The organism is Streptomyces sp. W16 (genome assembly GCF_033194735.1).
Lineage (GTDB): Bacteria > Actinomycetota > Actinomycetes > Streptomycetales > Streptomycetaceae > Streptomyces.
Genome location: NZ_JAWOAI010000033.1, coordinates 25,327 through 34,661 on the forward strand (window position 1 = coordinate 25,327; position 9,335 = coordinate 34,661).

General features: G+C 68.0%; 15 protein-coding genes. 4 read left to right on the forward strand and 11 right to left on the reverse strand.

The window, feature by feature from the left end; all coding sequences use genetic code 11:
- Nucleotides 1-337: 337 nt before the first annotated feature.
- Both R6V09_RS07025 and R6V09_RS07030 read right to left on the reverse strand, forming a co-directional pair.
- A complete protein-coding gene (locus tag R6V09_RS07025; RefSeq protein WP_317880463.1) occupies nt 338-1,207 on the reverse strand; it encodes a hypothetical protein in 870 nt (289 codons plus the stop codon).
- Nucleotides 1,204-1,911, reverse strand: a complete 708-nt coding sequence (locus tag R6V09_RS07030) for a hypothetical protein (protein ID WP_317880464.1) — start codon at nt 1,909-1,911, stop codon at nt 1,204-1,206. Before R6V09_RS07030 ends, R6V09_RS07025 begins: the two co-directional genes overlap by 4 nt.
- Nucleotides 1,912-2,055: 144 nt before the next feature.
- On the opposite strand from R6V09_RS07030, the gene R6V09_RS07035 reads away from it, so the two are divergent.
- Complete coding sequence (locus R6V09_RS07035; RefSeq protein ID WP_317880465.1) at nt 2,056-2,418, forward strand: DsrE family protein; 363 nt, start codon at nt 2,056-2,058, stop codon at nt 2,416-2,418.
- Here R6V09_RS07035 and R6V09_RS07040 read toward each other — a convergent pair.
- Nucleotides 2,412-2,609 carry a DUF397 domain-containing protein gene (locus R6V09_RS07040; RefSeq protein ID WP_317880466.1) on the reverse strand — a complete coding sequence of 66 codons (198 nt, stop codon included), beginning with the start codon at nt 2,607-2,609 and terminating at the stop codon, nt 2,412-2,414. The two genes, R6V09_RS07035 and R6V09_RS07040, sit on opposite strands and share 7 nt — an antisense overlap.
- On the reverse strand, nt 2,591-3,436 hold the full coding sequence (locus R6V09_RS07045) for a helix-turn-helix domain-containing protein (RefSeq protein WP_317880467.1): 846 nt from the start codon (nt 3,434-3,436) through the stop codon (nt 2,591-2,593). Before R6V09_RS07045 ends, R6V09_RS07040 begins: the two co-directional genes overlap by 19 nt.
- Before the next feature lie 169 nt (nt 3,437-3,605).
- Between R6V09_RS07045 and R6V09_RS07050 the strand changes: the two genes are divergently transcribed.
- Nucleotides 3,606-3,971, forward strand: coding sequence for a hypothetical protein (locus R6V09_RS07050; RefSeq protein ID WP_317880468.1), 366 nt, complete (start codon nt 3,606-3,608; stop codon nt 3,969-3,971).
- 62 nt (nt 3,972-4,033) lie between these two features.
- Nucleotides 4,034-4,210 (forward strand): hypothetical protein, encoded by a 177-nt coding sequence (locus R6V09_RS07055; protein ID WP_317880469.1) that lies wholly within the window; start codon nt 4,034-4,036, stop codon nt 4,208-4,210.
- A gap of 29 nt (nt 4,211-4,239) precedes the next feature.
- Here the strand turns inward: R6V09_RS07055 and R6V09_RS07060 are convergent, their stop codons facing one another.
- Complete coding sequence (locus R6V09_RS07060; RefSeq protein WP_317880470.1) at nt 4,240-4,869, reverse strand: TetR/AcrR family transcriptional regulator; 630 nt, start codon at nt 4,867-4,869, stop codon at nt 4,240-4,242.
- 105 nt (nt 4,870-4,974) lie between these two features.
- On the opposite strand from R6V09_RS07060, the gene R6V09_RS07065 reads away from it, so the two are divergent.
- Nucleotides 4,975-6,009 (forward strand): aldo/keto reductase, encoded by a 1,035-nt coding sequence (locus tag R6V09_RS07065; protein WP_317880471.1) that lies wholly within the window; start codon nt 4,975-4,977, stop codon nt 6,007-6,009.
- On the opposite strand, the gene R6V09_RS07070 is transcribed toward R6V09_RS07065, so the two are convergent.
- The 6 genes from R6V09_RS07070 to R6V09_RS07090 form a co-directional block, all read right to left on the reverse strand.
- Nucleotides 5,990-6,376, reverse strand: coding sequence for a VOC family protein (locus R6V09_RS07070; protein WP_317880472.1), 387 nt, complete (start codon nt 6,374-6,376; stop codon nt 5,990-5,992). The two genes, R6V09_RS07065 and R6V09_RS07070, sit on opposite strands and share 20 nt — an antisense overlap.
- Nucleotides 6,377-6,405: 29 nt before the next feature.
- Nucleotides 6,406-6,666 (reverse strand): DUF3099 domain-containing protein, encoded by a 261-nt coding sequence (locus tag R6V09_RS07075; RefSeq protein ID WP_317880473.1) that lies wholly within the window; start codon nt 6,664-6,666, stop codon nt 6,406-6,408.
- A gap of 76 nt (nt 6,667-6,742) precedes the next feature.
- Nucleotides 6,743-7,030: a DUF1416 domain-containing protein gene (locus R6V09_RS07080; protein WP_019064558.1), complete on the reverse strand. Its 288-nt coding sequence runs from the start codon at nt 7,028-7,030 to the stop codon at nt 6,743-6,745.
- A 47-nt stretch (nt 7,031-7,077) separates the two neighbouring features.
- Nucleotides 7,078-7,917, reverse strand: coding sequence for a sulfurtransferase (locus tag R6V09_RS07085; RefSeq protein WP_317880474.1), 840 nt, complete (start codon nt 7,915-7,917; stop codon nt 7,078-7,080).
- A 113-nt stretch (nt 7,918-8,030) separates the two neighbouring features.
- Entirely contained in the window at nt 8,031-8,111 is an 81-nt protein-coding gene (locus R6V09_RS54555) for a putative leader peptide (protein ID WP_353963781.1), read from the reverse strand.
- A 198-nt stretch (nt 8,112-8,309) separates the two neighbouring features.
- On the reverse strand, nt 8,310-9,050 hold the full coding sequence (locus R6V09_RS07090) for an LmeA family phospholipid-binding protein (RefSeq protein WP_317880475.1): 741 nt from the start codon (nt 9,048-9,050) through the stop codon (nt 8,310-8,312).
- Nucleotides 9,051-9,335 lie beyond the last annotated feature (285 nt).

Sequence of the window (9,335 nt, forward strand, 5' to 3'; positions counted from 1 at the left end):
GAAGGCACAGCCAGGGTTTCCGCCGCAGGCGCGGCCGGAAGCGGGGCCGGGGCATCCGCTGAAGACGCAACCGAAGTTTCCGCAGCGGGCGCGGCCGAAGGCAAGGCCGGCGTCTCTGCCAAGGGCACAGCCGAGGTCTCCGTCGGGAGCGCGGCCGGGATCTCTGCCGAAGGCGCGACCCGCGTCCCCGCCAGGGGTTCGGTCGAGACCTCCGCCGAAGGCGCGACCCGCGTCCCCGCCAAGGGCTCCGCCGAGACCTCCGTCGAAGGTGCAGGCGAGGTCTCCGGGATGGGCTCCGTCGAGGCCTCCGGCGAGGTTGCGGGCTGCTGTTGGTCGGTCATACCGCTTCCCCCGTCGTCTTGATGCGTTCGAGTTGTTCGCGGAGGAAGGTCGCGATGCCCTTCGTGTCCATGGACTTGGTGCCGGAGGCGTCGAGGGTGATGAGGACGTCGCCGACGTCGGCGAAGCAGAGCATTTCGTCGAGTTTCTCGCCGGACACCTGCTTCGGCAGGAAGCAGCGTGCTTCCTTGTGGCCGGGGACGGTGGGCCCCTTGCGGAACGCGTCCACCGTGTTCAGGAGTTCGTTCTCGTACGTGACGAGGTTCCGCGCGGCCTTCTCGTCCATCTGGGCCAACTGGACCTCGACGGAGTAGACGTCGGCGACGTCGGCAGGGTTTCGGACATAGCTGCGCATCGCGATGCCCTTGAGCTGCTCCCGGTCGATCTGCTTCTCCAGCAGGAGCCGTTGGGAGCGGGGCAGGCCGCTGATCTCCTGCTTGCGCAGGGCCGTGGCCTCGCGACCGGTGAGCTGGGCGTCCGCGCCGAACTCCGCGATGTCGGGGCCGCGGACGTAGTCGTAGTCGTACGGCCGCAGCATCGCGGCCAGCCCCTTCGCCGACGCCGCCCTCTGCTCCGCCACGGACTCGGGGAACCTCCATACGGGGGCGCCCGCGTCCCGGTCGGCGCCGTTGACGGTCACGACGGTGTAGCCCACCCCGCCGACGACAGCCACGGCCAGCAGGGCGCAGCCGACGACTGCGGCGATACGGCCCCGCCGGACACGCCTCTTCGGGGCATCGGCTTCGACTGCGGCTTCAACTGCGGCTTCAACTTCGCTCTCAGGGCTGGGAGTTGACGTGAGTGCGGTCGGTTCCACCGGTTCCACCGGCTCCACCGGTCCGACCTCGCCGGACTGGTTCTCGGTCACAGCCGCTCCATCTGCCGCTTGGCCAGATCCATGATCTTCGCCTTCGTGATCGGCTTCGAGTCGAAGACCCAGATGTGCAGGGCGATATCGCCGCGGTAGGCATGCGCCTCGGCGCTGTAGCCGTCGTCGTCGGCGTTGTGGACGTACGCCTTCCCGTCCGCCGTGCCGGGGATGGTCCAGCTGTCGGTGTGGGACTCCTTGTCGGCGTAGTAGAACGCGCCGGTGGTGGCGTCGTAGGCTCCGAGGGTGTCCTCCTGGCGGTACTGCACCAGGGAGATCTCCACCTCGCGCGAGCCCTCGTCCCAGTCGGCGACGGCCGCGCGCCGGAACTCCTGACGGAGCTGGTAGCCAAAGGTGACGTCCGGCTTCGTGTACGTCTCGGAGAAGTCGGCCAGGTCCTGCCAGCCGTCGCTGCCCAGAGGGAAGAGCGCCGCCGTGGCCCCGCTCGGCTTCTTCAGCAGCAGTTTGCGCAGGTCGCCGTCCGTCTTGACCCTGCGGTCCGCCGCGGCCGACAGCCGCTCCGGCGCCGGGCCCTTCGCCGGCGCCAGCGTCGGCTGCGACAGCGAGGGCAGCTTGTCGGGTGCGCGGTCCGCCTGGACCAGGAAACCCGTGCAGGTACCGGCGACGACACCGAGCACTGCGGCGACGGCGATCAGGAGTGTGGTGCGGCCACGGCGGCGCGGCGGCCGTGGTGGCCGGGGCACCTCGTCAGTTGTTGCATTTTCGGTTGTTTCTTCAGGTACTTCCACAACGTCCCCCACGGAACCTGGCATGCGCATTCCATATGCGCGCACAGGAGACTCATGGCCGTTGCAGGGAGTTGCAAGGAAGTTGATTACGATTCGGTCATGGCGAAGAAGCTCGTGATCAAGGTGACCGCGGGGGCCGACGCCCCCGAACGCTGCTCACAGGCATTTACGGTGGCTGCGGTCGCCGTTGCCAGCGGAGTGGACGTCTCGCTGTGGCTGACCGGCGAGTCCGCGTGGTTCGCGCTGCCGGGCCGCGCGGCCGAGTTCGAACTCCCGCATGCCGCTCCGCTGGTGGACCTGATCGACTCGATCCTGGCCGCGGGCCGGGTCACCCTGTGCACACAGTGCGCGGCCCGGCGGGACATCACGGAGAAGGATGTCATCGAGGGCGTACGGATCGCCGGGGCGCAGGTGTTCGTGCAGGAGGCGATGGCCGACGGTACGCAGGCGTTGGTCTACTGAGTCTTGACCGAGCCGACGAACTCCGACCAGGCGTCGACGCCGAAGATCAGGGTGCCGTGGGTGGGGTTCTTGCTGTCGCGGACGGGGACGAGGGTGATGAGGTTGGGGGCGAACTCGATGCAGTTGCCGCCGTCCGGGTTGCTGTAGCTGCTCTTGCGCCACGTCACGTTGGTCAGGTCGATGGCTCGCACGGTACTTCCTCCAACATCCGCAGGACGAACGATCGCGACATAGGCAGGGACAACGCCACATCGCGCATCGCATCGTACGCACGTTGCAGCTGCTCAACTGGGGCATTTTCCTCGATGAGTTCGCCACGGTGCGCATTCTCCGTGTAAGCCACAGTAGTGCCGTCCAGCAGTCGCAGGAACATCACGTCGGTACTCACCAGCCCTGACAGGCCGGCGCTGTACGGCAGGACCTGGATGTTGACGTCCGGTCGCTCCGCCGCTTCTGCCAGATACTCAAGCTGGCGCCGCCACGCCTGCTTGTCCTGCAGAGGCGTGCGCAGCACCGCTTCGGAGAGGAGTGCGCGGAACGGCGGCGAGTCCTCCAGCCTTTCCAGCAACTTCCGCCGACCGGTGCGCGCTTCGACCTGCCGGTCCAGCTCCTTGCCTCGGTAGCCACCCAGCGAGAGCACCTCGCGTGCGTACGCGTCCGTCTGAAGCAGACCAGGCACGATGCTCACGGAGTACTGCCACAAGCTCGTCGCCTCACCCTCAAGCATCATGTACCGGCGGTACTGCTCCTTGAACTGGGTCGGGTCCCCCAACGCCAGCTCCCACAAGGTGAGTAGCAGTGGCGCCGTTCCGTAGTACTGATCCAGCGCCTGTACGACCTCGGGCCCACCCAGCGTGTTCCCGCTCTCCATCTTCCCGAACAGCGAGGCGTCCCACCCGACCTCCCTCGACAAGTCCCGGAGACTCAGGCCCCGTTCGCCCCTCAGTCGCCGCAACTCCTCGGCGAACCGCTTCCTGGGCTCATGGCTGCGTTCCGTGACCACCAGCCGTTGCGGCATTACGACCTCCTGTGGAATTTGTGGAATTTGGCGCGCCCCGTGCGGAAGTTGAGCCCGTTGGCGCTGCTTTCGCCTCCGACCTGGGTCATCCTCGTAACACCCAGGAATGCACAGAGTATTTCAACTGTCGCATTCTGTATGGAAGTTGTACAAAAAGGAGGAGGGGCCGATGGAAACCGGAGCGCTGCTGTACGACCCGGCCACGGACAAGGTCGGCGAGTACCAGGACAAGTCGGGCCCCTACGCCCTGCTGCGCCCCGTCGGCGGTGGACGCGAATGGCAAGCCGACCCCGCCTTGCTGCGACCGGCCACGGATCAGGAGCGTCTCAGCGCCGGGGTCCGCGCGGCGAACGCCCGCGCACGAACGGACGCCCCGTTCCTCGCCACACCCCCGCCCCGGCCGGTCGCCGACTGCGACACCTGCACGGAACTCGCCGGGATCCGGACCGTCGCACGCACGGAGCACGACTACAGCGCCGAGACCGACGCGAACGTCCTGCTGCGCAAACACCGGAGCGAGGCCCACCCCGTATGAATCGCCCGCAGCCCCATCAGCTGATCCAGGTACTCCCGGTCCAGACGCTACCGCCCCCGCTCATGCCGGCCGTACAACCGCCGGAACCACCACCAGCCGCACCCGCACCCGTACCGCAACCACCCCGCCGCCGCCGGTTCCGCGCACCCCGCGCCCTCCGCGACGACGCCTTCTGGACCGGGGCGCTCACAGCCCTCTGCATCGGCGGCCTGCTGATGGCGATCCTCGCGACGACTTGATCCGCGAGCAGCCTCGTACTCCAGGCCGGTCACGCACGACCGTCGTCGCCCCGCAGGTACGCTCCCGCACGCGCCGCAGCCACTGCGGCCTCGGCGGCCCGGTCCGCGGCGGCTTCGTCGAGGCGGTCGCCGGTGGTCAGCAGACGGTAGTAGAGGGGGGCGGAGACAGCGCGGACGACCTCGTGGACATCGGTGCCCTCAGGCAACTCGCCCCGGTCGATGGCCTGCTGGACGCAGGGTGCCCACTCCTCGACGCGGATGGCGTAGAAGCGGTGCAGGGCCTCGGCCGTCTTCGCCTCGCAGGTGGCGGCGGCGATCACCGCCTTGAACAGCGCTCCTTGCCGCGGGTCGGCCAAGGTGCGCTGGACGAGCCGGGCGTTGGCCCTGAGGTCACCGAGCAGCGAGCCGGTCTCGGTACGCGGCAGTGACTGCTCGGCCATGTCCAGCAGCAGATCGGCCACCAAGCCGGTCACCGTTCCCCAGCGGCGGTAGACGGTGGTCTTGCCCACCTCGGCACGGCGCGCGACGTCGGCGAGGTCCAGGTGGGCAAAGCCGTGCTCCGCCAAGGCGTCCCCGGCCGCCCGCAGCACCGCCGCACGCACTCGTGCCGTGCGCCCTCCGGGACGGACGGTCCCTGGATCCGCACCCTCAAACCCCATAACGGGACTCCAGTTTTGTTAATCACTCACGCCTGCTACGTTGAGACCCACACTAATGGAACTCAAGGACCATTAGCCAAGTCGGGCGGCGAGAGAGGAACAGCCATGGAATACAGGCGGCTGGGTGCATCCGGCCTCAAGGTCCCCGCACTGAGCTTCGGCGCCGGCACCTTCGGCGGCCGGGGGCCGCTGTTCGGCGCCTGGGGCAGCACCGACGCACAAGAAGCACGCCGTCTCGTGGACATCTGCCTCGACGCGGGAGTCACGATGTTCGACACCGCCGACGTCTATTCCGGCGGCGCCTCCGAGGAGGTGCTGGGCGCGGCGATCAAAGGCCGCAGGGACCAGGTGATCGTGTCCACCAAGGCCGGCCTGCCGATGGGCGACGGCCCGGGCGATGCGGGCTCCTCCCGTTCGCGTCTGATCACCGCGTGCGAGGACGCCCTGCGCCGACTCGGCACCGATCACATCGACCTGTTCCAGCTGCATGCCTTCGACGCCGGCACGCCGATCGAGGAGGTCCTGTCCGCACTCGACGACCTCGTACGAGCAGGGAAGGTCCGCTACCTCGGCATCTCCAACTTCTCCGGCTGGCAGGCGATGAAGTCCCTCTCGATCGCGGAGAGGTACGGCCACCCGCGCTATGCCGCACATCAGGTCTACTACTCCCTCGTCGGCCGCGACTACGAATGGGAGCTGATGCCCCTCGGGCTCGATCAGGGCCTCGGAGCCCTCGTCTGGAGCCCGCTCGGCTGGGGACGGCTCACCGGCAAAGTCCGCCGCGGCCGACCGCTGCCGACCGGCAGCCGACTGCACCACACGGCGGACTACGGCCCGCCGGTCGAGAACGAACACCTCTACCGCGTGGTCGACACACTCGACGAGATCGCGCAGGAGACCGGCAAGAGCATTCCGCAGATCGCCATCAACTGGCTGCTGCAGCGGCCGACCGTCTCCTCCGTCATCATCGGCGCCCGCGACGAGGAGCAGCTGCGCCAGAACCTCGGTGCCGTCGGCTGGACGCTCACGCCCGACCAGATGGCGAAACTCGATGCGGCGAGCGGCAGGACAGCGCCCTACCCGTACTTCCCCTACCAGCGCCAGGAAGGCTTCGCCCGCCTCAACCCACCGGTTGTGTAGGTCGCCACAGGCAGAACGGGTGCCCCGCAGGGTCCAGCAGGACCCGTACATCGTCCTGCGGCTGGTGCGCGTGGAGCGTGGCCCCCTCCCGCACGGCCCGCTCGACCTCGCCCTCCAGGTCGTCGACCTCGATGTCCAGGTGCAGCATCATCTGCTGCTCGCCGGGCCTGCGGGTGGGCCACATGGGCGGGACGTACTCCGGCTCGGTCTGGAAGGAGAGGCCGGTGCCGCCGTCGGGCGGGCCGATCAGGACCCAGTCGCGTTCCTCGGCCCGGACGACGTAGCCGAGGAGGCGGAGATAGAAGCCGGCCAGCTCGTGCGCGTCATGCGCGTCCAGCACCACGGTGGACAGTCTCGTAGGCGACATGCCCGCCCTCTACCCGCTCGCCGCTTCCCTTACTGGCGCCGCTTCTTGCCGTCCAGCTCGTCCCACCACTCGTCGGACTTCGGGTCACCGGACGGGTCGTCCCACCAACGGTCGTCGGGGCCCCGGCGGTTGGCGACCATGGCGGCGACGGGAGGGATCACCATCGCGACCACGCACATGCCGACGGCCGCGGGCACGGACCAGATCCGCACGACTCCCCAGGCCAGGACGAAGAGTCCGATGCAGATGCCCATCATGACGAAGTAGGTGCGACGGCGACGTGCCAGCATGCTTCAAGGGTAGGCCTGGGCACGCCAAAGGGCCGCACCCAGGAAAAGGTGCGGCCCTTCGACAGTGAAACGGCGATCAGACCGCGATCGCCACCTCCGCCAGCCCGCCCGTCTGGGCGACGACCGTGCGGTCGGCGGTGGCGCCCGGGACGAGGGCGCGGACGGTCCAGGTGCCTTCGGCCGCGTAGAAGCGGAACTGGCCCGTGGCGGAGGTCGGGACCTCCGCGGTGAACTCGCCGGTCGAGTCCAGGAGACGGACGTAGCCCGTCACCGGCTCGCCGTTGCGCGTCACCTGGCCCTGGATGGTGGTCTCACCGGGCTTGATCGTCGAGGCGTCGGGGCCGCCGGCCTTCGCTCCACACATGGTCTGTCCTTACGGGTTAGGGCTTGGGGCTTGGGCTTGGTCGGGGCTTACTTGTTGGCGCCGAGCTCGATCGGGACGCCGACCAGGGAGCCGTACTCGGTCCAGGAGCCGTCGTAGTTCTTGACGTTCTCGACACCGAGCAGCTCGTGCAGCACGAACCAGGTCAGGGCCGAGCGCTCGCCGATACGGCAGTACGCGATGGTGTCCTTGGCGAGGTCGACCTGCTCCTCGGCGTAGAGCTCCTTGAGCTCGTCGTCCGACTTGAAGGTGCCGTCGTCGTTGGCGTTCTTCGACCACGGGATGTTGCGGGCCGAGGGCACGTGGCCGGGGCGCTGCGACTGCTCCTGCGGGAGGTGGGCGGGGGCCAGGAGCTTGCCGCTGAACTCGTCGGGGGAACGGACGTCGACCAGGTTCTGCGCACCGATGGCCGCCACGACGTCGTCGCGGAACGCGCGGATCGACTTGTTCTGCGGCTTGGCCTTGTAGTCGGTGGTGGCCCGGGCGGGGACCTCCTCGACCAGCTCGCGGGCGTCCAGCTCCCACTTCTTGCGGCCGCCGTCGAGCAGCTTGACGCTGTCGTGGCCGTAGAGCTTGAAGTACCAGTAGGCGTACGAGGCGAACCAGTTGTTGTTGCCGCCGTAGAGGATCACCAGCGTGTCGTTGCCGATGCCCTTGGCCGAGAGGAGCTTCTCGAAGCCCTCCTGGTCGATGAAGTCACGGCGTACCGGGTCCTGGAGGTCCTTGGTCCAGTCGATCCGGATGGCGTTCTTGATGTGGTTCTTCTCGTACGCGGACGTGTCCTCGTCGACCTCGACGATGGCGATGTCCGCGCTGTCGAGGTTGGCCTCGACCCAGTCGGCGTCGACCAGGACGTCACTGCGGCTCATGCTTTTCTCCTCCGGGGCAGTTACGGCGGTGCGGTGCGTGAGAGAGGGGTGCGCGCTCGCGCGGGTGCCCTGAGATCAAGGGCACGGGGGAAGACGGAAGCCTGCGCTTCCGCTCAGAAAGTGCGACAGAGCATGGCGGCGACGCGGCACAGGTCCACTGCCCGCCGCTTCGTGAGATCCGCCTGTTGCCTCATAGGGTCGATCGTAGGGACGGACGGCGCGACATGTCACCGGTGTGTCGTATTTTGAGACGCGATCGTCCGGGATGTGAGATGAGGGGGGTGGCGGCGGCCCCTTCACCGGGAATCCGCGCGCCCTTCGCCGTCCTCACACCTGCCGTACGGACACTGCCGTCTCGCCCCTCGGACAACCGCCGTCCGCCGGACCTCGTCCTACCCGGCCAGCCTGACGTTCGAACCCTTCACCTTGATCTCCACACCGTTCTTCGCCGCCTGCACACTGGCCAGCTTCACGCCGCCCGGCAGCTGGTCGATCGTCTGCTGGAAGTCGGTGATCGAGCGGATCCGGGAGTCGGCGAGGTCGATGACCAGCTTGGGCAGGTTGTCGGCGTGCACCTTCACGGTGTCGCCGTCGACGGTGACCGTGCTGAGCACCGGGTACGTCGTCTCCTGGCCGCCGGCCGAGATCTTGACGTCGACCTTGATCTTGCCGTCGCCGCCGTCGGAGAGGTTGACGACCTGGGCCTTGACCCCGGTGAAGATGTCCGTCGGTTCGGACTTGGCGGCCTTGAGCAGCTGGTCGTAGGCGATGCTCGCGGAGCCGGTCGCGCTGGCCGCGATGGCGGAGCTGTAGCCGTTGGAGAACTTGACGTCCTTCATGTCGGCCTTGAGGTCGTCGATCCGGATCGTGGAGGTGCCGCTGCCGCTCGTGTTGGCGGTGGTCGCCTCGTAGGTCTTGATGCCGAGCTCGACGTCGTCCAGCTCACCGGAGGCGACCTGGGTCAGGAAGGGGAAGCCCTTGATGGAGACGTCGGGGGTGGAGGCGAGGTTCTCGCTCGTCTTCACCTTGCCCGCCGCCTCGTCCTGCGCGAAGTAGACCGCGACCCGGTCCACGACCACGAACAGGACGCCCAGAATCACCACGACGGTCAGAAGTATTCGTAGCCCACGCATTTACGGTGTTCCCCCACCTGGCGGTCGTCGACGAAAGCAGTGCAACGACCGTGTGGCCGCAAATCGCGAGCGTAGTCCCGCGAGTTGCGTGCAGCAGGAAATTGTCGATCACCTGTGACAGGTGGCGTGATTACGCCAGCGCCCGGCCCAGAACGTAGACCGCGGGGGCCGCCGCGGCGAGCGGGAGGGCCACACCGGCCGTGAAGTGGACGAAGCGGGACGGGTAGTCGTAGCTCGCCACCCGGTGGCCGATCAGCGCGCAGACCGCCGCGACCGCGCCGAGCA

Excerpts from the sequence above, each read along its gene's own strand:
- R6V09_RS07035 (WP_317880465.1), top strand. The coding sequence starts at position 2,056 with ATGGCGAAGAAGCTCGTGATCAAGGTGACCGCGGGGGCCGACGCCCCC.
- R6V09_RS07045 (WP_317880467.1), bottom strand. The coding sequence starts at position 3,436 with ATGCCGCAACGGCTGGTGGTCACGGAACGCAGCCATGAGCCCAGGAAG.
- R6V09_RS07050 (WP_317880468.1), top strand. The coding sequence starts at position 3,606 with ATGGAAACCGGAGCGCTGCTGTACGACCCGGCCACGGACAAGGTCGGC.
- R6V09_RS07055 (WP_317880469.1), top strand. The coding sequence starts at position 4,034 with ATGCCGGCCGTACAACCGCCGGAACCACCACCAGCCGCACCCGCACCC.
- R6V09_RS07060 (WP_317880470.1), bottom strand. The coding sequence starts at position 4,869 with ATGGGGTTTGAGGGTGCGGATCCAGGGACCGTCCGTCCCGGAGGGCGC.
- R6V09_RS07065 (WP_317880471.1), top strand. The coding sequence starts at position 4,975 with ATGGAATACAGGCGGCTGGGTGCATCCGGCCTCAAGGTCCCCGCACTG.
- R6V09_RS07070 (WP_317880472.1), bottom strand. The coding sequence starts at position 6,376 with ATGTCGCCTACGAGACTGTCCACCGTGGTGCTGGACGCGCATGACGCG.
- R6V09_RS07075 (WP_317880473.1), bottom strand. The coding sequence starts at position 6,666 with ATGCTGGCACGTCGCCGTCGCACCTACTTCGTCATGATGGGCATCTGC.
- R6V09_RS07080 (WP_019064558.1), bottom strand. The coding sequence starts at position 7,030 with ATGTGTGGAGCGAAGGCCGGCGGCCCCGACGCCTCGACGATCAAGCCC.
- R6V09_RS07085 (WP_317880474.1), bottom strand. The coding sequence starts at position 7,917 with ATGAGCCGCAGTGACGTCCTGGTCGACGCCGACTGGGTCGAGGCCAAC.
- R6V09_RS54555 (WP_353963781.1), bottom strand. The coding sequence starts at position 8,111 with ATGAGGCAACAGGCGGATCTCACGAAGCGGCGGGCAGTGGACCTGTGC.
- R6V09_RS07090 (WP_317880475.1), bottom strand. The coding sequence starts at position 9,050 with ATGCGTGGGCTACGAATACTTCTGACCGTCGTGGTGATTCTGGGCGTC.